Origin of the sequence: Brevundimonas sp. NIBR11, from assembly GCF_027912535.1 — a bacterium.
Lineage (GTDB): Bacteria > Pseudomonadota > Alphaproteobacteria > Caulobacterales > Caulobacteraceae > Brevundimonas.
This window is the reverse complement of record NZ_CP115465.1, coordinates 600,001-625,358: the sequence shown is the minus strand read 5'-3', so window position 1 is coordinate 625,358 and position 25,358 is coordinate 600,001. Positions and strand designations below refer to the sequence as shown.

21 protein-coding genes, 1 tRNA gene and 2 rRNA genes (1 of these 24 running past the window's edge) are annotated in these 25,358 nt (G+C 66.3%); 9 read left to right on the top strand and 15 right to left on the bottom strand.

Going from position 1 to position 25,358, the window contains the following annotated elements:
* Positions 1–4: 4 nt before the first annotated feature.
* Positions 5–547 carry a ubiquinol-cytochrome c reductase iron-sulfur subunit gene (petA, locus tag O5O43_RS02975; protein ID WP_271085433.1) on the bottom strand — a complete coding sequence of 181 codons (543 nt, stop codon included), beginning with the start codon at positions 545–547 and terminating at the stop codon, positions 5–7.
* A gap of 197 nt (positions 548–744) precedes the next feature.
* On the opposite strand from petA, the gene O5O43_RS02970 reads away from it, so the two are divergent.
* Complete coding sequence (locus O5O43_RS02970) at positions 745–1,209, top strand: tRNA (cytidine(34)-2'-O)-methyltransferase (protein ID WP_271085432.1); 465 nt, start codon at positions 745–747, stop codon at positions 1,207–1,209.
* 3 nt (positions 1,210–1,212) lie between these two features.
* Here O5O43_RS02970 and O5O43_RS02965 read toward each other — a convergent pair whose 3' ends face one another.
* Positions 1,213–2,478: a dipeptidase gene (locus tag O5O43_RS02965; protein WP_271085431.1), complete on the bottom strand. Its 1,266-nt coding sequence runs from the start codon at positions 2,476–2,478 to the stop codon at positions 1,213–1,215.
* A gap of 74 nt (positions 2,479–2,552) precedes the next feature.
* A complete protein-coding gene (locus O5O43_RS02960) occupies positions 2,553–3,005 on the bottom strand; it encodes a hypothetical protein (protein WP_271085430.1) in 453 nt (150 codons plus the stop codon).
* A 109-nt stretch (positions 3,006–3,114) separates the two neighbouring features.
* Here O5O43_RS02960 and hemF point away from each other — a divergent pair, with 109 nt between their 5' ends.
* Positions 3,115–3,996, top strand: a complete 882-nt coding sequence (gene hemF, locus O5O43_RS02955) for an oxygen-dependent coproporphyrinogen oxidase (RefSeq protein ID WP_271085429.1) — start codon at positions 3,115–3,117, stop codon at positions 3,994–3,996.
* Positions 3,997–4,049: 53 nt separating this feature from the next.
* On the opposite strand, the gene O5O43_RS02950 is transcribed toward hemF, so the two are convergent.
* On the bottom strand, positions 4,050–4,778 hold the full coding sequence (locus tag O5O43_RS02950) for a type 1 glutamine amidotransferase (RefSeq protein ID WP_271085428.1): 729 nt from the start codon (positions 4,776–4,778) through the stop codon (positions 4,050–4,052).
* Positions 4,779–4,838: 60 nt separating this feature from the next.
* Between O5O43_RS02950 and O5O43_RS02945 the strand changes: the two genes are divergently transcribed.
* Positions 4,839–5,147 carry an antibiotic biosynthesis monooxygenase family protein gene (locus O5O43_RS02945; protein ID WP_271085427.1) on the top strand — a complete coding sequence of 103 codons (309 nt, stop codon included), beginning with the start codon at positions 4,839–4,841 and terminating at the stop codon, positions 5,145–5,147.
* Position 5,148: 1 nt separating this feature from the next.
* Here the strand turns inward: O5O43_RS02945 and rlmJ are convergent, their stop codons facing one another.
* Positions 5,149–5,967, bottom strand: coding sequence for a 23S rRNA (adenine(2030)-N(6))-methyltransferase RlmJ (gene rlmJ, locus O5O43_RS02940; RefSeq protein ID WP_271085426.1), 819 nt, complete (start codon positions 5,965–5,967; stop codon positions 5,149–5,151).
* Between the two features lie 86 nt (positions 5,968–6,053).
* On the opposite strand from rlmJ, the gene O5O43_RS02935 reads away from it, so the two are divergent.
* From O5O43_RS02935 to O5O43_RS02925, 3 genes are read left to right on the top strand one after another with little or no spacing between them, the layout of a single operon-like run.
* Entirely contained in the window at positions 6,054–6,209 is a 156-nt protein-coding gene (locus tag O5O43_RS02935) for a hypothetical protein (protein ID WP_271085425.1), read from the top strand.
* 1 nt (position 6,210) lies between these two features.
* On the top strand, positions 6,211–6,552 hold the full coding sequence (locus tag O5O43_RS02930; protein WP_271085424.1) for a hypothetical protein: 342 nt from the start codon (positions 6,211–6,213) through the stop codon (positions 6,550–6,552).
* Complete coding sequence (locus O5O43_RS02925) at positions 6,545–7,564, top strand: DNA topoisomerase IB (protein WP_271085423.1); 1,020 nt, start codon at positions 6,545–6,547, stop codon at positions 7,562–7,564. The genes O5O43_RS02930 and O5O43_RS02925 overlap by 8 nt, the downstream gene beginning before the upstream one ends.
* Here O5O43_RS02925 and O5O43_RS02920 read toward each other — a convergent pair.
* The 4 genes from O5O43_RS02920 to O5O43_RS02905 are packed head-to-tail and all read right to left on the bottom strand — an operon-like array spanning position 7,561 to position 11,259.
* Positions 7,561–8,007 (bottom strand): opioid growth factor receptor-related protein, encoded by a 447-nt coding sequence (locus tag O5O43_RS02920; protein WP_271085422.1) that lies wholly within the window; start codon positions 8,005–8,007, stop codon positions 7,561–7,563. The two genes, O5O43_RS02925 and O5O43_RS02920, sit on opposite strands and share 4 nt — an antisense overlap.
* 38 nt (positions 8,008–8,045) lie before the next feature.
* Complete coding sequence (tdh, locus tag O5O43_RS02915; protein ID WP_348637156.1) at positions 8,046–9,086, bottom strand: L-threonine 3-dehydrogenase; 1,041 nt, start codon at positions 9,084–9,086, stop codon at positions 8,046–8,048.
* Between the two features lie 11 nt (positions 9,087–9,097).
* The gene (locus O5O43_RS02910; RefSeq protein WP_271085420.1) at positions 9,098–10,294 is read right to left on the bottom strand and encodes a glycine C-acetyltransferase; all 1,197 of its coding nucleotides are present in this window, start codon (positions 10,292–10,294) and stop codon (positions 9,098–9,100) included.
* Positions 10,295–10,341: 47 nt separating this feature from the next.
* Positions 10,342–11,259 carry a DUF4232 domain-containing protein gene (locus O5O43_RS02905; RefSeq protein WP_271085419.1) on the bottom strand — a complete coding sequence of 306 codons (918 nt, stop codon included), beginning with the start codon at positions 11,257–11,259 and terminating at the stop codon, positions 10,342–10,344.
* A 108-nt stretch (positions 11,260–11,367) separates the two neighbouring features.
* On the opposite strand from O5O43_RS02905, the gene acs reads away from it, so the two are divergent.
* Positions 11,368–13,311, top strand: a complete 1,944-nt coding sequence (gene acs / locus O5O43_RS02900) for an acetate--CoA ligase (protein ID WP_271085418.1) — start codon at positions 11,368–11,370, stop codon at positions 13,309–13,311.
* Between the two features lie 155 nt (positions 13,312–13,466).
* On the opposite strand, the gene O5O43_RS02895 is transcribed toward acs, so the two are convergent.
* The 3 genes from O5O43_RS02895 to O5O43_RS02885 are packed head-to-tail and all read right to left on the bottom strand — an operon-like array spanning position 13,467 to position 19,364.
* Positions 13,467–14,786: a hypothetical protein gene (locus O5O43_RS02895; protein WP_271085417.1), complete on the bottom strand. Its 1,320-nt coding sequence runs from the start codon at positions 14,784–14,786 to the stop codon at positions 13,467–13,469.
* 23 nt (positions 14,787–14,809) lie between these two features.
* Positions 14,810–17,959: a TonB-dependent receptor gene (locus tag O5O43_RS02890; RefSeq protein WP_271085416.1), complete on the bottom strand. Its 3,150-nt coding sequence runs from the start codon at positions 17,957–17,959 to the stop codon at positions 14,810–14,812.
* Between the two features lie 46 nt (positions 17,960–18,005).
* On the bottom strand, positions 18,006–19,364 hold the full coding sequence (locus O5O43_RS02885; protein ID WP_271085415.1) for a dicarboxylate/amino acid:cation symporter: 1,359 nt from the start codon (positions 19,362–19,364) through the stop codon (positions 18,006–18,008).
* A gap of 210 nt (positions 19,365–19,574) precedes the next feature.
* Between O5O43_RS02885 and O5O43_RS02880 the strand changes: the two genes are divergently transcribed.
* Both O5O43_RS02880 and O5O43_RS02875 read left to right on the top strand, forming a co-directional pair.
* Entirely contained in the window at positions 19,575–21,422 is a 1,848-nt protein-coding gene (locus tag O5O43_RS02880; RefSeq protein ID WP_271085414.1) for an ATP-binding protein, read from the top strand.
* The gene (locus tag O5O43_RS02875; protein WP_271085413.1) at positions 21,419–22,774 is read left to right on the top strand and encodes a sigma-54 dependent transcriptional regulator; all 1,356 of its coding nucleotides are present in this window, start codon (positions 21,419–21,421) and stop codon (positions 22,772–22,774) included. Before O5O43_RS02880 ends, O5O43_RS02875 begins: the two co-directional genes overlap by 4 nt.
* Before the next feature lie 86 nt (positions 22,775–22,860).
* Here O5O43_RS02875 and O5O43_RS02870 read toward each other — a convergent pair.
* The 3 genes from O5O43_RS02870 to O5O43_RS02860 all read right to left on the bottom strand — a co-directional run.
* Positions 22,861–22,937 (bottom strand) — tRNA-Met (locus tag O5O43_RS02870).
* Positions 22,938–23,006: 69 nt separating this feature from the next.
* Positions 23,007–23,121: ribosomal RNA gene (rrf, locus tag O5O43_RS02865) — 5S ribosomal RNA — on the bottom strand.
* A 118-nt stretch (positions 23,122–23,239) separates the two neighbouring features.
* Positions 23,240–25,358, bottom strand: a 23S ribosomal RNA gene (locus tag O5O43_RS02860); it runs 664 nt beyond the window's last position.

Genomic DNA, 25,358 nt, shown 5'->3' with positions numbered 1-25,358 from the left:
TCTCTTACCCGATCCGGATGGTGGAGCCGGCGGTGAATTCGTATTCCGGCACCACCAGGTTCTTCGGCGCCGGACCCTTACGGATGCGGCCCGAGGCGTCGTAGTGCGAACCGTGGCAGGGGCAGAACCAGCCGCCGAAGTCGCCCGAACCGAAGGTGGGGATGCAGCCCAGGTGGGTGCAGGAGCCGATCACGACCAGCATGGGCTCATGGCCCTCCTTGGTGCGTTCCTGGTCTGTCTGCGGTTCCTTAAGGTCCGAGGCGTTGTTGTCGGCGATCACGCGCTGCAGCTCAGCGGGAGTGCGGTTGCGCACGAACACCGGCTTGCCCTGCCAGGTGATGACGATCTGCATTCCCTCGGCGACCTTCGACGTGTCGAACTCGACGGTCGACAGCGCCAGGGTGTCGGCGGCCGGGTTCATGGAGTTGACCAGCGGCCACACCACCATGACGCCGGCGCCCGCGGCCGCGGCGCCGGCCGCGATATGGATGAAGTCCCGGCGAGTGGCGTCGCCCTCGGGATGTTCAGTCACGACCGATTCGGCCACGTCTCACCTCTGTAAAACTCGCATCGCGGCCCGTGGGAAGACGGCCCGCTATCGAGGAAATGTCCTTAGCGCGATGAAGAGATTTCGGCCCGGTCAGGATTTGCGGCGGATCGCCACAAGGTGCTGAGGTTACTTGAGAACCGCTCGCAACACTGACCGCGACAAGACCCCTGCCCGCGCGTATGGAGGGCCTTAGAATGCGTCTCGCCCTTTTTCAACCGGCCATTCCCCAGAACGTGGGCGCCTGCATCAGGCTATCCGCATGTTTCGGGGTCGAGCTGCACATTGTCGAGCCCACGGGCTTCCTGTTCGACGACCGGGCGATGAAGCGCGCGGCGCTCGACTACGGCCCCCTGTCGCACATGACGCGTCATGGGGATTGGGCGTCGTTTCAGACCGCGCGGGGGCCGGGAAGGCTCTGTCTGTTCACGACGAAGGGGGCGACGCCGCTGACGGAGTTCGTCTTTCGGCCGGACGACACGCTTCTGTTCGGATCGGAAAGTTCGGGGGCGCCCGACTTCGTCCACGCAGCGGCCGATGCGCGGGTCTTCATCCCGATCCTGCCGGAGGCGCGGTCGCTGAATCTGTCGGTCAGCGCGGGGATCGGCCTGTTCGAGGGGCTGAGACAGACCGGCGGGGCGGGGTCAGCCACGCGCGGCTGAACCCTAATCCGGCGAAGCGGCTGTCGCAATCATGGCCAGCGAAGGCCGCTCGCCGGCCTTCGACGCCGCCACGGCCTCGACCGCCCGCATGACGCGCAGGACGTTCTCGCCGGCCAGCTTGCGGATATCGGCCTCGGTCCAGCCGGCCGCCATCAGGGCCGACAGGATGCGCGGATAGGCGTCGACGCCGTCCACGCCGGTCGGCAGGCTGGTCACGCCGTCGAAATCTCCACCCAGGCCGACGTGGTCGATGCCCGCCACCTCGCGCACGTGCTGGATGTGGGCGACGACGTCGTCGATCCCGGCCGTCGGCTGGGGGTGGGCCGTGTCCCAGGCCGCCGTGCCCGAGGTCACCGCCGCCGGGTCGCCAGGGTTCAGGGCCAGAAGCCGCGCCGCCTCCGCCGCCCGATCCGCGTTCCAGTTCCGCACCGCCTCTGAAATGAAGCCCGGCACGAAAGTGACCATCACCACGCCGCCATCGTCCGCCATGGCAGCCAGGACGCTGTCGGGGACGTTGCGAGGATGGTCCGTCACCGCCCTCGCCGAGGAGTGGGAAAAGATCACCGGCGCCTCCGACACCCGGATGGCGTCGACCATGGTTTCTTCGGAGACGTGGCTGAGGTCGACCATCATGCCGATGCGGTTCATCTCGCGGACCACCGCCTCACCGAACGGAGACAGCCCGCCCCATTTCGGCGCGTCGGTCGCGCTGTCGGCCCAGGTCGTTGTCTTAGAGTGCGTAAGGGTCATGTAGCGAGCGCCCGCCTGATGGAACTCGCGCAGCAGGCCCAGCGAATCGTCGATCGAGTAGCCTCCCTCCATGCCGATCAGGGAGGCGATCTTGCCGGCCCTGTGGATGCGCTCGACGTCGTCGGCCGTGGCGGCCAGTTCGAAGACGTCGGGATGGGCGGCGACGATGCGGCGGACGGTGTCGATCTGTTCGAAGGTCTCGCGCGCGGCCTCGGTGGGAGGCAGGGTCGCGGGCACATAGACGGACCAGAACTGTCCGCCTACGCCCCCGGCCCGCAGGCGCGGAATGTCGGTGTGAAGGGGCGTGGAGGCATCCAGATCGGTCGCCAGATCCACCGCGCGCGGGTCGTTGCCGAACCCCTGACGCAGGGCCCAGGGCAGGTCGTTGTGGCCGTCGATCAGCGGCGTGGCCCGCAGGATCTCGCCCACCCTCGCCAAGCCGTCATCCGTCTGGGCCTGGACGGCGGCCGGCGGGGTCAGGGCCAGCAGGGATGCGGCGAGCAGGCAGGAGCGGATCATGGACGGCCTCCGAAGGGTGAGCGCCTACAGTGGCAGACGCCGGCTCTGGAGGAAAAGCGGCGATCCGTCGCCGTCTAGCGGTCGCTGCGGACCGGAGCGCTTAGGTCGGGCGTCTGAACGCCAGGCCCCGGGCCCGGAGCCGGGGCCTGCATGGCGGCGGGCTCCGCAGCGGCCTGCTCGCGGCAGCCCCGCCCGGCGTGCAGGCCGTTCAGATAGTACCAGCGGTTCTGGATCGCGGCCTGTTCGGCCTCCGCGCGCTCTCGACCCGGCTGCCGCACGGCGTCGGCGCCGGCGACCGCCAACCCCGCCCCGGGAATGATCAAAGACGCGCCGGTCTTTGCCAGATTGCCGAGAGAACTCAGCCAGCCGCCCTGGGGCGTCGCATCGCCCATGGCCTGGCTCAGTTGCGCCGCCTCGTCGCCGATCTGCGCACAAGTCAGGCCCGAGTCGGCCTCCCGGAAGACGCTCGTCTCCTGCGCCGATGTGGTTCCGGCGGTCAGCAGGCCGACCGTCAGTGTGGGGATCAATATGGATCGCATCGCAAACTCTCCAACAGCTTGCAGTGCAAACGGCCCCCGCCGTTTGGGGTTCATCCGCAGATGGCGACGGGGCGCCGGATATGCTTCAAGCCGCGCCATGAGCGACGCGACGACTCCTTCCCCCCTGGACCTGAAGAAGGTCGAGGCCCGAGCCTGGTTCGAGGCCCTGCGCGACCGTATCCACGCGCGGTTCGAGGCGCTGGAGGACGCGGCCCCCGCCGACCTATTCCCCGGCGAGCCGGGCCGCTTTGTGCGCACGGCTTGGGACCGGCCGGCGGGCGGCGGCGGCGTCATGGGCATGATGCACGGCCGCCTGTTCGAGAAGGTCGGTGTCCACGTCTCCACCGTCTACGGCGAGTTCCCAGCCGACTATGCGCGGACGGTCCCCGGCGCCGAGGAAGACCCGCGTTTCTTCGCCACCGGCATCAGCCTGATCTGCCACCCGGTCAGTCCGCGCATTCCGGCCGTACACATGAACACCCGCTTCATCGCCACGACCAAGAGCTGGTTTGGCGGCGGCGGCGACCTGACGCCGGTGCTCGACGTCGACCGCACCCAGGACGCGCCGGATACGATCGCCTTCCACGCCGGAATGAAGGCCGCCTGCGACCGCCATGACCCGACCTGGCATCCGAAATTCAAGGCCTGGTGCGACGACTATTTCTTCCTGCCGCACCGGAACGAGCCGCGCGGCACGGGCGGCATCTTCTACGACCATCATGACTCGGGCGACTACGAGAAGGACTTCGCCTTCACCCGCGATGTCGGCGAGACCTTTCTTCAAACCTACAGCGACATCGTCGCCCGCCGCATGACCGAGGCCTGGACGCCGGAAGAGCGGGAGGAACAGCTGGTCCGTCGCGGCCGCTACGTCGAGTTCAACCTGCTCTACGACCGCGGCACGATGTTCGGCCTGAAGACCGGCGGCAACGTCGATTCCATCCTCAGCTCGATGCCGCCGGTGGTGAAGTGGCCTTAGGCGGGTAACGTCACCTCTCCCTCGCCTGGCGCGATGGAGAGATGACGAGGGACCTAAATCCCGCTGCCCTCGCCCTCGACCGGCGGTGGCGTCAGCATCAGGAAGGCGCGGATCCACGCCGTCAGAACAGCGCGGTCGTTGGACTTCGCCAGACTGGCCAAGGCTTCGTCCGCCAGAGCCTCGGGAATGCGCGTTCCCCGCCGGCTCTCGACCAGGGCGGCGGCGTACTCCGGCTGGAACTCCGGGTGGCACTGGAACGACATCGCGTCGTCCCAGGCCAGGCCCGCGAACGGTGTGAAATCGCTGGCGGCGATGATCCGGGCGTCTGCGGGCGGGACCAGCACCTGATCCTGGTGCGAGACCGGGATGGCGATGCTGGACGCGCGCGGGAACATCCACGGCTCCTCGCTCATCACCTGATAGCGATGCAGGCCGACGCCCCAGCCTTTGTCGGACTTGGCGACATGGCCGCCGAAGGCCTGAGCCATCACCTGATGGCCGAAACAGATGCCGACCAACCGCGTCTTGCCGCGCGCCGAACGCAGCCAGTCGATCAGGCGCGCGATCCACGGCAAGTCGTCGTAGACGCCCGCCGCTGACCCCGTGACGATGGCGCCCTGAAACGTCCCCGGGTCGTCGGGCAGCCGTCCGGCCTGGACGTCGAACCGCACCGTCTTGACGCTTTCGCCCAGCAGGGCCCGGAACCGCGCCGGATAGTCGTCGAACGCATCCTTCAGCGCCTCGGGCGGCTTGCCGGTTTCCAGGATCGCGATCGGTTTCATCCGGCCATAGGGACCGGACTGAGATGGCGGGACAAGGGCAAACAAGCTACAGCGCCGCCCATGAGCGATGACGACAACGCCCCGGTGGTGCTGATCAACACCTTCAAGGTGCAGCCCGACAAGCAGGACGAGTTGCTGGAGCTTCTGGCGGCCCTGACCCGCGCCCAGGTCGGCCTGCCCGGCTTCGTGTCGGCGACCCTCCATCGCGGCCTCAACGGCAAGACGGTCGTCAATCAGGCGGTCTGGCGCTCGGTCGAGGACTGGAAGGCCATGACGCGCACCGACGCCGTCTCCAACGCCATGTTGCCGATCATGGCCATCGCCACATTCGAGCCGAATCTCTACGAGGCCGGCGAGGTGATCGAGTAGGTCACGCCCGCCAGACCTCGGCCTTCGCGCCGTCGTCGCCCAGCGTGTCGGCGACCCAGCCGCAGATTTCCGTCGCCGCCGCGTCCGCGCCGTCGGGAGGATTGACCACCACCATGGCGCAGCCGTTCATCTTCATCGGATCGGTCAGCGGCCTGAGCCGCGCCTCGGCCACCAGGGTCGGAGCCTTCGTGCTAGACGCCAGCCGACGCAGGAAGCCGTCGAAGGTCTCCAGATCCTTCAGCGGCGTCCAGATGGCGACGACCGCTGACGGATCGGCCCTCACGATCGCTGCGCCCGTGTCCGCCGCGCGCAGATAATCGTCGGGCCGCTCGAACGGCGGATCGATCAGCACCAGCGATCCGCGCGCCTGCTTTGCCTCGGCCAGCACCAGCTCATAGCCGTCGCCAATCTCACCCCGCGCGCTGGCGAAGCCCGACAGGCTTTGGCGCAGCAAGCCGGCGACTTCCTCGCGGAGTTCGAAACCGACGTAGGCGTCGGCGGCCGTCAGCAGGCGGGAGACCAGCACCGGCGAGCCGGGATAGAAGCGCACCCCGCCGCCCGGGTTCAGCGCCGCGACCTCGGCCGCCAAGGCCTCGATCAAGGTCGGTCGACGGCTTGCCGCCATCAGTCGTTCGACCCCGGCCTCGGCCTCGCGCGACCGCGTCGCGTCGCCGGTCAGGTCGTAGAGCCCCGCCCCCGCGTGGGTGTCCAGCACGACCACCGGCCCGGCCGCCTGCCGCGTCTTCAGCAGCCACAGGACGAGCGCATGCTTGACCAGATCGGCGAAATTTCCGGCGTGGAAGCTGTGGCGATAGTTCATGTCGTCCCGTGTCCTTCCAGACAGTGCGGGTCAAGAGGGAACGCCCTGCCCCGCCCACGACTTCAGCATCCAGACTGGAGACGATCATGCCCGACACGAACACGCCGACCCCTGAAGAAATCGAGACGCTGGAAGACGAGGCGGACGCCCTCGAGGAGCGAGCCGAACGCGACGGGACCATCCCGGACGAAGACAACATCCCTGAAAACGGCGTGGGTCCGCAGACCGGTCTGGTGCCCTGAGGTGAGCGCCTCGTCCCTGACGGAAAAGCAGCGTACGCCTCCGGCGGCCGTCGCCAAGGAGGCGGAAAAGGGTCTGAAACTGCGCGAGCAGCATGGCCGGGGCGGGACCGAGGTCGGTCGTCGCCGCGCCAACCAACTGAAGAACCGCGAGGCCGTCTCCCAACGCGACATCAAGTCGATGTACTCCTATTTCGCGCGCCACGACGTCGACAAGCGCGGGAAGAACTGGGCGGACAAGGAAAAGCCCTCGGCCGGTTATATCGCCTGGCTGCTGTGGGGCGGCGATGCGGGTCGATCATGGGTCGAGGGCCTTCACGCCAAGCTCGAGAAGACCGATGCCTGACGGCAGCCACGCCTTCGTCGCAGAGCACGAGGTCCCGCAGGGCCTGACCTACTGCAGCGACGCCCACCCCGGCCTGACCCGCGTCAAGGCCGGCAAAGGCTTCTCGATCCGCGACGCCCACGGAAAGGTCGTGAAGGACGCCAAGGTCCTGGACCGCATCCGCATGCTGGCCATTCCGCCGGCCTGGACCGACGTCTGGATCTGCCCTCAGGCCACCGGGCACATCCAGGCCACCGGCCGGGACGTGAAGGGCCGCAAGCAGTACCGTTACCACAACGACTGGAGCACCCATCGGTCCGGCAACAAGTTCGACAAGATGTCGGCCTTCGCCAAGGCCCTCCCGCGCCTGCGCGCAAGGGTCGAGGCGGATTTGGGCAAGCGGGGCGTTACGCGGGACAAGGTCCTGGCCACCGCTGTTCGACTTCTCGAGATCACGCTGATCCGCGTCGGCAACGCCCAGTATGCGAAACAGAACCGCAGCTATGGCCTGACGACGCTGCACAAGCGCCACCTCGACATCGACGGCGCTGCGCTCAGCTTTTCGTTTCGCGGCAAGAGCGGCGTGGACCACAAGGTCAATGTTCGGGACCGTCGCCTCGCCACCGTCGTCCGCTCGCTGCGAGAGTTGCCCGGCCAACATCTGTTTAAGTATCGCGACGCGGACGGCGACCTTTGTCCCATCACCTCCGACGATGTGAACGCTTACATCCGCGACGCCATGGGCGAACAGTTCTCGGCCAAGGACTTTCGCACCTGGGCCGGGACGGTGTCAGCGGCGCGGGCGCTTCGGGATATGGAGGCGCCGACCTCGCCCACCGATGCGAAACGGAAGATCACGGTCTGCGTCAAGGCCGTGGCGGGACTGTTGGGCAATACGCCTACGGTGTGCCGGAGCTCCTATGTCCACCCGGCGGTGTTCGAACTCTATGAGAGCGGCAAGATCGGCGAGGTCCTTCCGGGCTCGGACACCAAGGGGTTCGAGCCCGCCCTGATCAAGGTGCTGAAAGGCTAGGCCTCGATCCAGTGCTGGCGGCTGCCGGCGCTGATCGGTTTGCCGGCCTCTTCGTCGCGCCTCAGCACGATCCGGCGGAAATCGTCGGCCTCCCCCGGCCCGCGCAAGAGCCTCAGCGACTTGATGATGCGGGTGATCCGCAGATGATTGTGGTCGTAGGCCGTCAGCCAGTGGCTGTTGCGCTGGTAGAAGAAGGCCATGCGGTCGGTGCCCGCCGCCAGAGCGATCTGGGCCAGCCCCGAGGCATGGACTTCCGCCACGTCCTCGGCGGTCAGCACCGGCGCACGCCGGTTGGCCCCGGACGGCTCGGTCAGGGGAAACAGCCACTGGATGAAGTCGTGGTTCTCTTCGATGTCCCGGTCGCTCATGGCCACGACCTCGAAGACCGTGCGGCCCGCGCCGTCGGTTCCCGCACCCTTCAGGAAGTCGACGAGCGCGCTCATTCAGCCCCTATGGCCGCTCAGCTCTGGCGGCCCCCCTCTTATGCAGCCTTGTCCCAGTCGAGGATGACCTTGCCCGATTGACCCGACTTCATGGCGTCGAATCCCTCGCGGTAACGGTCGTAAGCCAGACGGTGCGTGATCAGGGGCTCCAGGTCCAGCCCGGCCTTCAACAGGCCCAGCATCTTGCGCCAGGTGGTGAACATCTCGCGGCCGTAGACGCCCTTGATGGTCAGGGCCTTGAGGATGATCGAGCCCCAGTCGGTCTCCATCGGCTTGGACGGAATGCCCAGCAGAGCCATGCCGCCGCCCATGATCAGGGTGTCGACGCATTGCTTGAACGCCACGGGCGAACCCGACATCTCCAGCGCCACGTCGAAGCCGACCTTGAGGCCCAGCTCCTTCATGACGTCGCGAAGGTCCTCGTTCATCGTGTTCACGGTGCGGACGCCCGGGGCGACCTTCTGGGCCAGCTCCAGACGGAAGTCGTTGATGTCCGTCAGGACCACCGTCCGCGCGCCCGCGTGACGAGCAACGGCCGCCGCCATCATGCCGATGGGGCCGGCGCCAGTGACCAGCACGTCCTCGCCCAGGAGGTCGAACTGCTGGGCCGTGTGAACGGCATTGCCGAACGGATCCAGCATCGAGGCGACCTCGTACGAGACGTCGTCGGGCAACTCGATCACGTTGAAGGCCGGGGCCACAACGAACTCGGCGAAGGCGCCCTGACGGTTCACGCCGATGCCGCGCGTGTGCGGGTCGAGGTGGAAGTGGCCGGCGCGGGCCGCTTCGGAGTTGAGGTCGATGACGTGACCCTCGGCCGAGACGCGCTGGCCGATCTTCAGGGGGCGGTTCACTTCCGAGCCGATGGCGACGATCTCGCCGGAGAATTCGTGGCCGGTGATCATCGGGGTCGGCACGTTCTTCTGGGACCACTCGTCCCAGTTCCAGATGTGGATATCGGTGCCGCAGACGGCCGTGCGATGCACCTTGATCAAAACGTCTTCCGGTCCGGCCACGGGGATCGGCGCATCGATCAGCTCGAGGCCGATGCCGGGCTGGGTCTTGGCCAGCGCCTTCATGGTGTCGGTCATTATTTGATCACTCCCAATTCCTTGCCGGCCGTCGTGAACGCCGCGACCGCTTGATCAATGTGTTCGAAGGTGTGCGCTGCCGACATCTGCGTGCGGATGCGGGCCTGGCCGCGCGGCACGACCGGGAAGCTGAAGCCAATGACGTAGACGCCGAGCTCCAGCATCCGCGCGGCCATGGTCTGGGCCAGTTTGGCGTCGCCCAGCATGACCGGGACGATCGGATGCTCGCCGGGCAGGAGGTCGAATCCGGCCTCGGTCATCGCAGCCCGGAAGCGGGCGGCGTTGGCGAACAGCTGGGTCCGGAGTCTGTCGCCCTCTTCGCCCTGGGCGATGCGGATGGCTTCCAGAGAGGCGCCGCAGACCGAGGGCGCGATGGCGTTGGAGAAGAGATAGGGCCGCGCCCGCTGCTTCAGCAGCTGCACCACCGGGGCGGTGGCGCAGATGAAGCCGCCCATGGCGCCGCCCAGGGCCTTGCCGAAGGTGCCGGTGACGAAGTCGACCTTGACCCCATGGTGGGCGTAGGAGCCGCGCCCCTGCGGACCGAGGAAGCCGGTCGCATGGCAATCGTCGACCATGATCAGGGCTCCGTATCGGTCGGCCAGGGTCCGGACTTCATCGAGCTTGGCGATATAGCCGTCCATCGAGAAGGCGCCGTCGGTGGCGATGATGATGTCGCGCGCGCCGTCGGCCCGAGCCTGTTTCAGCTGGGCTTCCAGATCGGCCATGTCCGAGTTGGCGAACCGGTAGCGCTTGGCCTTGCAGAGGCGGACACCGTCGATGATCGAGGCGTGGTTCAGGCTGTCGGAGACGATGGCGTCCTCGGCCCCGAAAAGGGGCTCGAACAGGCCGCCGTTGGCGTCGAAGGCCGCGGCGAACAGAATCGAATCCTCGAAGCCGAGATAGTCGGCGATGGCCCGTTCCAGCTGCTTGTGGATGTCGAGCGTGCCGCAGATGAAACGAACCGATGCGGTCCCGGCGCCCCGGCTCTCCGCCGCCGCGTTGGCCGCCGCGACGACGCGGTCGTCGCCGCCGAGCCCCAGATAGTTGTTGGCGCAGAAGTTCAGAACCCTGCGGCCCCCAACCTCGATCACCGGGCCCTGGCGGGATTCGATCACACGCTCGGGCTTGGTCAGCCCCTGGGCGTCGATGTCGGAAAGCTCGGCCGCGACGCGGTCGTGGAAGGCTGTCGTTTGCATGGCGGCGGACTACGCCCTTTCGAAGACGGTTTCCACCTCTGCGACGGTCAGGTGGACGAAGCCGCCGGAACCGCAGCGGGCGCCGCGCCGGGCTCGACGCCAGCCCGGAACGGATTGACGCGAATGCGGCCCCCGCACGCGGTCAGGCCGAGCGGAACGGCCAGGGCCGCCGTGTCTCCCGGGATCAGGACCCGCACCCGCGCCGCCGTCGGACAGGTCCGCTCGCCCGCGCCCTCATTCGGGATCACCGACCAGTGGATGTCGAAATAGGCCTTGCCGCCCGCCGGGATGTTCACCGGCATCGCGGTGTTGGGGTTCTGATCCGATCGGACGGCGGTCAGCCCGCGCCCCTGGCTGTCCAGCAGGCTGACCGACGGATAGCCCGACACGCTGCACGGCGTGGTTCCGGCATTGGTCAAGGCGAGGACCTGGGTCCGGCCGCCCATGCCGGCATCGGCCGTATCGGTGCTCAGACGCAGATTGGCCGCGCGGCAGGGAGTGGAGGCGGGCAGGACCCCGCCCGGCGTGGGCTGGGGCGTCGTCGGCTGGCCGGGAACGGGGAGGTTCGGGTTGGCGGACGGGCGGCTGCAGCGCTCGAGCACGGCGACGCCAACGTCGTCGTTGGGGCCGAGACGGCTGAGGGTCGCATTCTCCTGGCCCTCGCGCGCGGCGATCCACCACTCCAGGCCCGAGCCGGAATAGCGGGCTCCCGAGCCGGACGGAACGAGCCGCAGGGCATAAGTCTGGCCCTTGTAGACGACGCTGGCCGTGGCCGTGTCGGGATACTGGACCGTCACCGTCTGGCCGCTCTCACAGGCGTAGCCGATCGCGGGCGCGGTCGGCGTGGGCTGGGCGACGGGGGGTGTCTGGTTCACCGGCTCGGCGGGCGCCTCGGCCTCGCGGGTGCAGGCGGACACGGACATCGCGCCGATGACGGCGGCGGCGAGAAGGCGATTCAGGCTCATGTCGATCCCCGGTGAATGCTCAAGGTTAACTCCGTTCTGCGGGATTGGCTCCCTTGCGCCTTGGCGCGGACCATGCCGCTTCGATAGGGTCGACGCAGGAGACCGAGCATGACCGATCAAAACCTGTATCCCGTCCCCGCCGACTGGGCCGACCGCGCCCATATGGACGCCGCCGGCTACGAGGCCGCCCGGCGCGCGGCGCGGGAGACGCCCGACGCCTTCTGGGCCGAGCAGGCGAAGCGGCTGGACTGGACGACGCCGCCGACGGTCATCAAGGACGTGTCCTTCGACAAGGACGACTTCCGCATCCGCTGGTTCGCCGACGGGGTGCTGAACGTCGCGTACAACTGCATTGATCGGCATCTGGCCGAGCGCGCCGGCCAGACGGCGATCCTGTTCGAGGGGGACGATCCATCGGTGTCCGGCGCGATCACCTACGCGGAGCTGCACCGGCAGGTCTGTCGCATGGCCAACGTGCTGAAGGGTCTCGGCGTCGCGAAGGGCGACCGGGTGACCATCTATCTGCCGATGATCCCGGCGGCGGCGGTGGCCATGCTGGCCTGCGCACGGATCGGAGCGGTGCATTCGGTGGTCTTCGGCGGCTTCAGCCCCGACAGCATCGCCGGCCGGATCGAGGATTGCGGGTCGAAGGTCGTCATCACGGCGGATCAGGGCCTGAGGGCCGGAAAGACCATCCCGCTGAAGGCCAATGTCGACGAAGCCCTGACCAAGGTCTCCGTGGAGAAGGTTCTGCTCATCGCCCATACCGGGGCGGATGTGCCCATCGTCGAGGGCCGGGACGTGCGGTTCGAAGAGGCGGTGGCGAAAGTGTCGGATGACTGTCCGTGCGAGGCGATGAATGCCGAGGATCCGCTGTTCATCCTCTACACCTCGGGCTCGACGGGAAAGCCGAAGGGCGTGCTGCACACCACCGGCGGCTATCTGTTCTGGGTGTCGTGGACCCATGAGTTGGTGTTCGACTACCGGCCGGGCGAGGTCTTCTGGTGCACGGCTGATGTGGGCTGGGTGACCGGGCACAGCTATGTCGTCTATGGCGCGCTGGCGAACGCAGCGACGACGCTGATGTTCGAGGGGGCGCCCAACTATCCGGACAACCGCCGCTTCTGGCAGGTGGTGGACAAGCATCAGGTCGAGATCTTCTACACGGCGCCGACGGCGCTGCGAGCCCTGATGCGGGACGGGGATGAGCCGGTGAAAAGCTCCAGCCGCAAGTCGCTGCGGCTGCTGGGCACGGTCGGCGAGCCGATCAATCCCGAGGCTTGGCGCTGGTATCACGAGGTGGTCGGCGAGGGCCGCCTGCCTATCATCGACACCTGGTGGCAGACCGAGACGGGTGGCGCCCTGATCGCCCCCCTGCCCGGCGCGACCGAACTAAAGCCAGGGTCGGCGACCAAGCCTCTGCCGGGCGTGGAGTTGCAACTGGTCGACGCCGAAGGCGGGGTGCTGGAGGGGGCTGTGTCCGGCAACCTGTGCATCACCGACAGCTGGCCGGGTCAGATGCGGACGGTCTGGGGCGATCACCAGCGGTTCTTCGACACCTATTTCTCGACCTATCCAGGCAAGTATTTCACCGGCGACGGCTGCCGTCGGGACGAGGACGGCTACTACTGGATCACCGGCCGGGTGGACGACGTCATCAACGTCTCGGGCCACCGGATGGGGACCGCCGAGGTCGAGAGCGCCCTGGTCCTGCATGAGGATGTGGCCGAGGCCGCCGTCGTCGGCTTCCCGCACGAGATCAAGGGTCAGGGGATCTATGCCTACGTCACCCTGAACAGGGGTGTGGAGCCGACGGACGACCTGAAGAAGGCGCTGGTCGCCCAGGTCCGCCACGAGATCGGGCCGATCGCCGCGCCCGACGTCATCCAGTGGGCGCCGGGTCTGCCCAAGACCCGGTCCGGCAAGATCATGCGGCGGATCCTGAGGAAGATCGCGGAGAACGATCTGGGCTCGCTGGGGGATACGTCGACGCTGGCCGATCCGTCGGTGGTCGATGATCTGGTGAAGAACCGGGGCGGGTCGGTCGGTTAGTCGGGACTCGAAAAACAGAGTCCGGGGAAACCGCCGGGTCGTGAAATGGGCTGACGGTCAAAGACCGGATGCGGGACGTGGCGGCGTGATGCCGTCGGCGCAAACCGCTTAGAGGAATAAATTCGTGTTCTAGACCCTCCCCTAGCGGGAGAGGGTTATTGGGGCACGAACTCCGGATCGATGAGGCAGGGCTGGCCATAGGTCTGCGCCCGCGTGCGGCAGGCCGCCAGAACGTCGTCCGCGTCCGGCTTTTCCCCCGTATCCAGCCAGTGGGTCATGGCGATCAGCATGCCGGCGTACTGGGGAAGGCTGAGCTGGCTGTGCAGGGCCTCGGTGGTGAAGACCTGGCTCAGCAGATTCGAGCGGCCGGCGTCGGCGACCGTGCGGGCGTAGGCCGCCTCATGCGAGACGAAGACGGTGGGATCGTAGCGGGCGTGCATCGTCAGGGTCGGCAGCACGATGTTGCCTGTCAGGTCCGCGTCATAGGCCAGGGCGGCGACGGCGGCGGGGTCGGCCTCGAAGCGCTCGACGCCCTGGTTCAGGGCGACGTCGTCGTCGGAGCCCTGGTAGGTGGTGTGAGCGTTGGAGAACGGATTGCGACCGTCGAGACGCTTCCACACCATGTCCTGGAACAGGTTGGTGCCCCAGGCGAGGTGGGAGACCAGATTGTCCTGGGTGACGCCGACCACCGAAAGGATATTCCGGAGCGCATCGGCCTGGGCGCGGCTGCGGGCCTCGGGCGCAAGGCTCAGGCCGGTGCATTCCTCGACACGAGCGGTCAGTTCGGCGCGGGTCATGGCGGCGCCCTCGGGTAGGCCCTGCCACAGCGGGTACTGGGTCTCAGTCGCGCGGGGATGGTTGTGACAGTAGAATTGGTAAACGGCGCGCAGGTCGGCGCGGAAGCCGTAACCCTGTGACCCGCCGGCCAACAGGCCGCTGGTCAGGATGACGCCGTCGTAGTTGCGTTCGCCGTTGGCGGAGACGGCGTAGAGTTCGGCAGCCTTGGCGGCGACGTTGCCGCCCCAGGATTGGCCGTGAAGGATCGTGCGTTTGGGCTTGCCGAAAGCGTCCCAGACGATCTGGCGGAGCGCATCGGTGTCAGCCGCGGCCATGCGCACGCCGTAGCCGCCACGGCGGTAGGTCGAGCCGGCCCAGGCGTAGCCCTCCGACACCATGACGGAGAAGCGTTCGAGATCCTCGACCGGATCGTTGCGCTGGGGCTCGGCGGTGCGCGGGCCGCCGTGGGCGTGGACGATCAGGGTGCCGTTCCAGTCGCGCGGATAGGCCGTCCAGAACCAGGCCCCATCCGCCGACCGCCCCGAATGACAGACCGTGCCCTGGGGCAGGCTGTCGGGACAATCGGCGGGTTCCGGGGAGATTGTCAGTGACTCGCTCTGAGCCGAAACGAGGTCATGGAAGCCCGCCCCGGCCCAGATCGCGCCCGCGAGGGTCAAGATCGAAATGACTGAACGCATCGTCCCTCTCCGTCGCAAGTCGATCAGAACTCCTTGGCCATCGACACGTACCAGTAGCGGCCGTACGGGCGATAGAGCGAACCCAGATAGCCAGTCGACGCCAAGGGCGGACGCTCGTTGGTGATGTTGCGAGCGCCGAAGCGGATACGGCTGTTGGAGATGAAGCCGTTGTTCTCTTCCCACTCATATTGGCCATAGAGGTTGCCGGTGACCTGGCTTTCGACCTCCCATGGGTTGCCGGCCGTATCGAGGAAGCCGGTCTCGTCCACGGCTGAAATGTACTGGGTGAAGGCGCCGACCTGCCAGGGGCCTTGGCTCCAGGTCAGGGAGCCTGACACACGCCATTCCGGGCGGCCGTTCTGCGCCAGCAGGCTCGATGATTCCGGCAGAGGGGTCGCGGCATTGATGACGCCGGCAGCGCGGGCGGCGTAGAGGGCGTCGACCTGGGGGCCGGCCTCGCGTGAGAACTTGATCAGCTTGGCGGCGTCGATGTTGACGCGGAAGCTGCCCAGCGGCGTGTTCCGAAGCCGCCAGTTGAAGCCGATGTCCAGCCCCTCGACGTCCTGCGGCAGCAGGTTGACGAACCGGTCCGAGATCGAGGTGATGACGCCGACCGGTGTGATGCCGGTGCCAGCGAAAGTGGCGATGTCGTCGGCGTTTACAGCCGCACGCGTGACCAGCGGGTTGGAGCGTCCCTGCACGCGCTCTGCGTAGTCGAGGATGACGGCGTTCGGACCGCCAAACAGACCGACGATCTGTTCCTGCTGGATCCGCCAGCGATCGACGGTGAAGGTGAAGTCGCCCCACTCGGCGGGAATGAACTGGGGTTGGAAGACCACGCCGTAGGACTGGTTCTTGCTCTCTTCCGGCTGCAGGTCCGGATTGCCGGACACCAGCAGAGACGCGCCGATCGAGCGCGAGCAGGCGCCGAAGGTGGCGATGCGGCCGGCGCGCAGGTCCGCCTCGCAGCGGATGTAGTCCGGGTTGGTCGACAGGCGACCATAGGTGGCGGCGTTGGTCTGTTCCAGGTTCGGAGCGCGGAAGCCTTCAGAGTACGAGCCCCGGATCCGCAGGCCGTCGAAGATGTCCCAGGCGCCGGCGATCTTGGGCTTGGCCACATCGCCGAAGTCCGAATAGTGCTCGGCCCGACCGGCGATCTGGAACTCCAGATTATGCACCAGCGGAATGTTCATCTCGGGCGAGACGACGGGCACGGCGAACTCGATATAGGCCGATGTCACGGTGCGCTCGCCGTGGGTGTCGGGGTTCTGGCTGACCGCGATGACGTTCGACAACTGGGTCGCCCCGGTGACCGAGTCACGGAACGGGTTCGAGCCGTCCAGATTGGAATCGCGGTCGTCGTTCTGCGTTTCCTTGCGGGCCTCGAAGCCGAAAGCGAGGCCGACGTCGCCGGCGGGCAGGCTGAAAAGGTCGCCGCGCGAGACCTTGAAGTCGTACTGCGTCAGGGTGGTGCGGCTCTCACGCTTCAGGGTGAAGGTGATGGCGTCGATGGCGGCCTGGGAACTGGGCGAGCAATCGCCGACGCTGGTGTTGCTCAGGCAGCCGCCACTGAAGGGGTTGTAGGCGTCCGTTGTGGACAGGGCCAGCGACGCCTGAAGAGCGGTGCTGTTGACGGCGAGAGATTTATCGACCGCCTCGGCTTCCGAATACAGCAGCGCCGTCTCCCAGTCCCATCCGCGCCACTCGCCGCGCAGGCCGCCGAGAGCACGGGCCTGGTAGTTGGTGACATCGACCTTCTGGAAGCCAGCGTCGACGAAGCGGTACTGGTTCAGGGTGATGGCCAGACCCTGGACCGGCACGTTGGTCAGCCCCGAGAGGCGGTTCGGATTCACCCGCCCGTCGGCGAAGGTGACCGGCCCAAATGGGTTCCAGTAGTTGGTCGTGGGGATGGTCAGGGTGTTCAGATTGATCACCGGCGGCTGAATTCGCTGGGTGTCGGCGGTGTAGTAGCCCAGTTCGCCAAAGGCGGTGACCGTGTCGTTGATGTCGTAGTGGCCCTGCAGGAAGACGTTGAGGCGCTGGGTGTCCGGCTGGATGGTGGTGCCCGGCGCCGTGTCGAAGCGCAGGTCGCGCTGGGCCCCGTTAAAGGTAAGCGCGCCGGAACCCAGGCAGATACTGGCGTCAGCGTTCGTGGGCGCCAGACAGCCCGTCAGGGTGCTGGGCTGGATATGGAAAGCGCCGGCGGCCGTGGTCAGGGCGGTCGTGCCGCGCCGGATCGCGGTCGTGGCGCCGACAACGGCGAGGTTGGCCCAAGGCCCGCGCGTATTGCGGAAGTCCGGCGTCAGGCTGGAGGCGAAGGTCGGGTCGCCCGCGAACAGGAAGCGCAGGTTGTCGGTGGCGGTGAACTCCTGGTCCTCGGCCCGCAGCGCCGAGCGGTCGGTATAGTCGATGTAGGCCGAGATATTCCCGCGGTCGAAGTCCTTACCGGCGAAGATGCCGAGGTTGAACTCGCGCAGATGGGTGCCCTCTGCGCCGCCATACTGGGCATTCATCTTCAGGCCGTCGAAGTCGTCCTGAAGCACGGTGTTGACGACCCCGGCCACGGCGTCGGCGCCGTAGATGGCGGCCGCGCCGTCCAGCAGGACCTCAAGACGCTCCAGCCCCGTCACCGGGATGGCGTTGGAGTTGTAGGAGAGGACCGGGACGGTGCCGGTGTCGGTCGTGCCCTGGCTGGTCGGGTGCTGCACGATGCGGCGGCCGTTCAGCAGGACCAGGGTGTTGCCGACGCCCAGCGAGCGCAGGTTGACCGAGTTGACGTCGCCGCGCGCCGCGTTCGAGGTCTGGGGGTTGTTGGCGGCCGAGAACAGGACGTCGCCCATCTGGGGGATGGAGCGAAGCAGGTCGTCGCCGTTGACCGCGCCGGTGGCCAGGATCTGCTCTTCCGACAGCACCGTGACCGGCAGGGCGGCGGTGACGTCCGCGCCCCGGATCTGGGAGCCGACGACGACGATGTCGTCGACCTGCGAGCCGTCCTGTTCGGCCTGGTCGGCGATGGCCTGGGAGGCCTGCGACAGCTGGGTCGTGGAGGGGACGGGCGCCGGGGTCTGTTGCGTCTGGCCCGAGCTCTGGGTCTGGGCGAAGGCGGCGGGCGCCAGGCTCAGCAGGGCGGCTGCGGCGGTGGTCGCCAGCATCGCGGTCTTCTTGGTGTTCATGTTCATCCTCCCAAAGTCTTTTTTGTTTTCCGGCACGTGAAAAGGGTCAGTCGCGGGCGAGGGCCAGGTCGTCGCCGGGTCCGGCGGCGGGGTCGGGCTGGGCCGCCAGAGGGCGGGGCGTTCCGTTCAGGGCGTCCTTGAGGGCGTCGCGATCCAGCTCGCCCTCCCAGCGCGCCACGACGATGGTCGCCACGGCGTTGCCGATGAAGTTGGTCAGGGCCCGGCACTCCGACATGAAGCGGTCGATGCCGAGGATCAGGGCCATGCCGGCGATCGGCACGGTCGGCACGACGGCCAGGGTGGCGGCCAGGGTGATGAAGCCGGCGCCGGTGATGCCCGCGGCCCCCTTGGAGCTCAGCATCGCGACCAGCAGCAGCAGCACCTGCTGCTCGAGCGTGAGCTGAATGTTCAGCGCCTGGGCGATGAACAGGGCCGCCATGGTCATGTAGATGTTGGTGCCGTCCAGGTTGAACGAATAACCGGTCGGGACGACGAGGCCGACGACCGACTTGGACGCCCCGGCCCGCTCCATCTTCTGCAGCAGGCTCGGCAGGGCTGCTTCGGACGACGAGGTGCCGAGCACCAGCAGCAGCTCTTCCTTCAGATAGCGGATCAGCTTCAAGACCGAGAAGCCGTTGGCGATGCCGACCGCGCCCAGCACGCCCACCACGAAGATGGCGGCGGTCAGATAGAAGGTGGCGATCAGGGCGATCAGGTTGCCGATCGTCTCGATGCCGTAGGCGCCGATGGTGAAGGCGAAGGCGCCGAACGCCCCGATGGGCGCGGCCTTCATCACGATGGCCACCAGCTTGAAGAAGGCGGCGCTGACCGATTCCAGGAAGTTCAGGACTGGCTTGCCGATGTCGCCGATGGAAGCGAGCGCGATGCCGAACAGGACCGAGACGAACAGGACCTGAAGGATGTTGCCGGTCGAAAACGCGCTGACCACCGTGTCCGGAATGATGCCCAGGAGGAAGCCGATGATCGTCGTCTCATGGGCGGCGGTCGAATATTGGGCGACAGCCCCGGCGTCGAGCGTCGCGGGATCGATGTTCAGGCCGCGACCCGGCTGGATCAGATTGCCGACCACCAGGCCCACGATCAGGGCCAGGGTCGAGAAGGTCAGGAAGTAGGCGAAGGCCTTGGCGGCGACGCGGCCGACGCGGCCCAGGTCGCGCATTCCGGCGATGCCCGTGACGATGGTGAGGAAGATCACCGGGGCGATGACCATCTTCACCAGCTTGATGAAGGCGTCGCCCAGCGGCTTCAGGCTCTCGCCGAACTCGGGCCAGAAGTGGCCGATCAGACCGCCAAGCAAGATCGCGCCCAGGACCTGGACATACAGGTGCCGGTACCAGGCGCGCGGCGCGCCCGACGCATGACCGTGATCGCCCGAAAGCTGCACTCGACCTCCCCGGCGCCCGTGGCGCGGTTTCCCCACGGTCTGACGCCGTGTCCCAGAACCTTATTCTGGCCGCGATGCGAGCGAGGACAAAGCGAGGTTTCGTCGATTTCAAATGATTGATTATGCTGCGTTTTGCTTACTTTTCGTCTCTCGATGTCCGAAGTTTCGGCCGTCGATATGGCCAAAGTGTGCGGATTTCCGCATACTCGAATGATGTTCGCACAACGCCTGCATCGACTCGCCGGCCGGGGTTCCAACCCGTCGGCGAGGCCGTGGATCGCCCTCGTCCTCGGCTGGCTGGTCGTCGCCATTCTGGGGATGGCGGCCGCCGGAGAGATCGCGCGTCGCGACGCCCAAGCCGATCTGGCGCGTCAGGCGGACGCCGCCGCCGCCCTGCACGCCGCCGTCCTGCGCAGCGAACTGGAGAAGCACCGGTCTCTGCCCGTTGTCCTGGCGCAGGACCCCGAGGTCGTCGCCCTGCTCGCCGGCGCCGGGCGCGGTGACGCCGACGTCGTCAGCGCCAAGCTGGAGACCCTGGCCGGCCAGACCCGCGCCGCCGCCATCTATGTGCTGGACCGGACGGGCGTCGCGCGGGCGGCCAGCAACTGGCGCCAGCCCACGAGCTTCGTCGGCTCCGACTACGCCTTCCGCCCTTATTTCCGGGGCGCGATGCAGAACGAGGCGGCGGAGTTCTTTGCGCTGGGCACCGTCAGCGGACGGCCCGGCCTCTACCTCGCCCGCCGCATCGGCCCGCGCGATCAGCCCCTCGGCGTCGTGGTGGTGAAGGTCGAATTCGACGCCCTGGAGGCTGATTGGCGCAGCTCCGGAGAGCCCGCCTATGTCACCGATTCCCGGGGCGTCGTCCTGGTCACCAGCGTCCCCGAATGGCGATTCCGCCGCAGCCGCACCCTGACCGCCGCCGAGCGCGCCGCCATCCTGGAGGACCAGACCCTGACCGGCCAGGCCTTGGCGCCCCTGCCCTTCGACAGCGAGACGACGGGCGCCGGGCGCATCGTCCGCACGGCGGCGGGCGGATCGCCCAGCGACTGGATTCTCTCGCACACATCCACGGACACCCCCGGCTGGACCCTTCACCTGCTCGACCCGATCGGCGGAGCCATCGTCGCCAATGTCATGAGCGCGCGCGCCGTGGCGGGCCTTCTGGTGACCCTGCTGGCCGTCGGCGCGGGCGTCCTGCTGCGTCGCCGCCAGCAGGCCATGGCCAGGGCGATCGCGGAGGAACAGGCGCGCGCCGAGCTTGAGCAACGCATCGACGAACGGACACAGGAACTGCGCGCCGCCAACGGGCAGTTGAGCCGAGAAATCGATGAACGCCGCCGCGCCGAGGCCAGCCGGGAGATCCTTCGCGAAGAGCTGGTCCAGGCCAACAAACTGGCGACGCTGGGCCAGATCGCGGCGGGCGTGGCGCACGAGATCAATCAGCCCGTCGCCGCCATCCGCACCCACGCCGACACCGCCAACGCCTATCTGGATCGCAATGATCCCGAGGCCGCTCGCCGCAGCCTGGTCCGCGTCGCCGAACTCACTGGCCGAATCGGCGTCATCACCGACGAACTCCGCGCCTTTTCCCGCAAGAGCACGCAAGGAAACACCCCTGTCTCCCCCGCCGCCGCCATCGACGGCGCCCTGCTGCTGATCGGCGGGCGGTTGCGCGAAGGCGGGGTCGAACTGGTGCGGACCGGCGATCCCGACCTGAAGGTCCAGGCCGAGCCGATCCGTCTGGAGCAGGTCGTCGTCAACCTGGTCCAGAACGCCTTCGAGGCGATGACGGAGGCCGGCACGCCCTCCCCGACCCTGACCATCGACATCGCCAGGAAAGGTCGCCGGATCGAGATCGTCATCGCCGACAACGGGCCCGGCGTGGACGCCGCCGTCGCCGCCGCGCTGTTCACCCCGTTCGTCACCACAAAGTCGGCGGGGCTGGGTCTGGGCCTCGTCATCTGTCGCGACATCGTCGCCGGCTTCGGCGGCGAGTTGGCGCTGAGACCGTCCGCGACCGGCGCCCGGTTCGTCATCTCCCTGAGGCCCGCGTCGTGAACTTCTCCCGCCCCCGCTGCGTCACCCTGATCGACGACGACAACGATTTCCGCGACGCCCTTCTGGAACGGCTTCAGCTCGAGAATCTGGACGTCCAGGCCTTCGCTTCGGCCGAGGCGGCGCTGAAGGTGCTGACCGCCGACTATCCGGGCGTCGTGGTCTCGGACCTGCGCATGCCCGGCATGGATGGCCGTGGCTTGCTGACCCGGCTTCAGGCGCTGGACGAGGGTCTGCCGGTCGTGATGATCACCGGCCACGGCGACATCGCCGACGCGGTCGATGCGCTGCGCAACGGCGCCTACGACTTCGTGGCCAAGCCGTTCGACTTCGGCCGCCTCGCCGACAGTCTGAACCGGGCGTTGGAGAAGCGCGGCCTGGTGCTCGACAACCGCGCCCTGTCGGCGGCCGTGTCGCGGGTGACGCCCGACCTGCCTCTGCTCGGCTCTAGCCCCTCCATCGCCCGCCTGCGGACCGTCATCGAACAGGTCGCCGACGCCGGGATGGACGTCCTGATCGAGGGCGAGACCGGGGTCGGCAAGGAGGTCGTCGCCCGCGCCCTGCACAACAGCGGACGGCGGCGCGTGCATCCTTTCGTGCCGGTCAACTGCGGCGCCCTGCCCGCCGGCCTGATCGAGAGCGAGCTGTTCGGCCATGAGCCCGGCGCCTTCCCCGGCGCGGTGAAGCGGCGCGTCGGCCTGATCGAACAGAGCCATCGCGGCACCCTGTTTCTCGACGAGATTGAGAGCATGCCGATGTCGGCGCAGATCGCCCTGCTGCGCGTGGTGGAACAACGCGAGATCCAGCCCTTGGGCGCCTCCGGTCCGAAACAGCTGGACCTGCGGATTCTGGCTTCGTCCAAGATCGATCTGGAGAAAGCCGTTTCGCGCGGGGCTTTCCGCGAAGACCTCTACTACCGGCTCAACGTGATGAAGCTCAGGGTGCCTCCCTTGCGCGAACGCCGCGACGACGTGCCCCTGTTGTTCGCCCATTTCCTGGCCCGCGCCTCGGGCGAGCATCAGCGCACGCCGCCGCCGATGAGCACGGCCGTGCGCCGCACCCTGATGGAGCATAACTGGCCGGGCAATGTGCGCGAGCTGGCCCATTTCGCCGACCGGATCGCGCTCGACATCGACGCACCGGCGGGCGGGGGATCGGTGGAGGAGGGTACGGCAGGACTGACCGAACGGCTCGAACGGTTCGAGAAGGCCGTTCTGGAAGAGGCCCTGGATCGCCACGCCGGCGACATCGTCGCCATCACCGAGGCCCTGCGGATTCCGCGAAAGACCCTTTACGACAAATTCCGCCGCCACGGCCTGCGCCCCGGCGCGTTCAGGGCGCGTGAGATGAGGTAGGGGAAGCGTCGTGACGTTCGCTTGGATCCCCGCGTCGCAGGCAACAGAAAGCCCCGCGGCACTGGGCGGCGGGGCTTTATGTTGTTTGGGTGCGGGAGCAGGATTTGAACCTGCGACCTTCAGGTTATGAGCCTGACGAGCTACCGGGCTGCTCCATCCCGCGGCGAACGGTAGGGTGAAGGAAGACGTTCGAGAGAGGCATTCGTTCTTGATCTGCATATCCGCTGGGTAGACCCGGCGGCGACCTACTCTCCCATGCCTTGAGACATAGTACCATTGGCTCTGGAGGGCTTAACGACCGAGTTCGGGATGGGATCGGGTGGGGAACCTCCGACATAACCACCAGGTCAACCGAGCGGATATGCAGATCCTTGGGCTCGCGCAGCGCGAACGCGCGTGAGGCCAAAGAAGAATGTCGAGAAGACATTGTCGGTGATCAAAAGATCGAATGAGTTTTGCTGAGAAACGATCAAGCCGATCGGATTATTAGTACCAGTAAGCTTCATGCGTCGCCGCACTTCCACACCTGGCCTATCAACGTGGTAGTCTTCCACGATCCTCAGCGAAGCCTTGTTTTGAGGTTAGTTTCCCGCTTAGATGCTTTCAGCGGTTATCTATTCCATACTTAGCTACCCTGCTGCACAGCTGGCGCCATGACAGGTCCACCAGAGGTATGTCCATCCCGGTCCTCTCGTACTAGGGACAGATCCTCTCAAGCTTCGAACACCCACGGCAGATAGGGACCAAACTGTCTCACGACGTTCTGAACCCAGCTCACGTACCACTTTAATCGGCGAACAGCCGAACCCTTGGGACCTGCTCCAGCCCCAGGATGTGATGAGCCGACATCGAGGTGCCAAACTTTGCCGTCGATATGGACTCTTGGGCAAAATCAGCCTGTTATCCCTAGAGTACCTTTTATCCGTTGAGCGATGGCCCTTCCACTCGGGACCACCGGATCACTATGGCCGACTTTCGTCTCTGCTCGACTTGTCAGTCTCGCAGTCAGGCGGGCTTATGCCATTGCACTCGACGACCGATTTCCGACCGGTCTGAGCCCACCATCGCGCGCCTCCGTTACACTTTAGGAGGCGACCGCCCCAGTCAAACTACCCACCACGCCATGTCCCGGGACCGGATAACGGCCCTCGGTTAGACGTCAACGACAGTAAGGGTGGTATTTCAAGGATGGCTCCACCGGTGCTGGCGCCCCGGTTTCATAGCCTCCCACCTATCCTACACATACGGTCGCTAACGCCAAGGCGAAGCTATAGTAAAGGTTCATAGGGTCTTTCCGTCTGACCGCGGGAACCCCGCATCTTCACGGGGAATTCAATTTCACTGAGCCTGTGCTGGAGACAGTGGGGAAGTCGTTACGCCATTCGTGCAGGTCGGAACTTACCCGACAAGGAATTTCGCTACCTTAGGACCGTTATAGTTACGGCCGCCGTTTACCTGGGCTTCAGTTCGACGCTTTCACATCTCCCTTTAACCTTCAGGCACCGGGCAGGCGTCAGACCCTATACGTCGCATTGCTGCTTCGCAGAGCCCTGTGTTTTTGCTAAACAGTCGCTACCCCCTGGCTTGTGCCACTCTGCAGAGGTTGCCCTTAGCAGAGTCACGCTTATTCCGAAGTTACGCGTGCAATTTGCCGAGTTCCTTCAGCACAGTTCTCTCAAGCGCCTTGGTATGCTCTACCTGACCACCTGTGTCGGTTTCGGGTACGGTCTCTGCTGGAGTTATTTCCAGGGACAACTTCCCTGCCAGGACAATCCAATAAGCCCTGACAAGTTGCGCCATCCGTCACTTCCAGCTGGTGCAGGAATATTTACCTGCTTCCCATCGACTACGCTTTTCAGCCTCGCCTTAGGGGCCGACTAACCCTGCGCAGATTAGCTTTACGCAGGAACCCTTGGTCTTTCGGCGAGAGTGTCTCTCACACTCTTTGTCGTTACTCATGTCAGCATTCTCACTTCCGATACCTCCAGCCAGGCTCACGCCTGACCTTCACCGGCTTACGGAACGCTCCGCTACCGCTCACTTACGTGAACCCATATCTTCGGCGACTGGCTTGAGCCCCGTTACATTTTCCGCGCAGGATCGCTTGATCAGTGAGCTGTTACGCTTTCTTTAAAGGATGGCTGCTTCTAAGCCAACCTCCTGATTGTCAAAGCAATCCCACATCGTTTCCCACTTAGCCAGTACTTGGGGGCCTTAGATGATGGTTAGGGTTGTTTCCCTTTTCACGACGGACGTTAGCACCCGCCGTGTGTCTGCCCGATAGTTCTCTCAGGTATTCGGAGTTTGGTTAGTATTGGTACCGCTCGCGCAGCCCGCAACCATCCAGTGCTCTACCCCCTGAGGAATTCGTCGGACGCTCTACCTAAATAGATTTCGCGGAGAACCAGCTATGTCTAGGTTTGATTGGCCTTTCACCCCTATCCACAAGTCATCCCAGAATTTTTCAACATTCACGGGTTCGGACCTCCAGTAAGTGTTACCTTACCTTCATCCTGCTCATGGATAGATCACCTAGTTTCGGGTCGTCATACGTCGAACTTAGCGCCCTATTCAGACTCGCTTT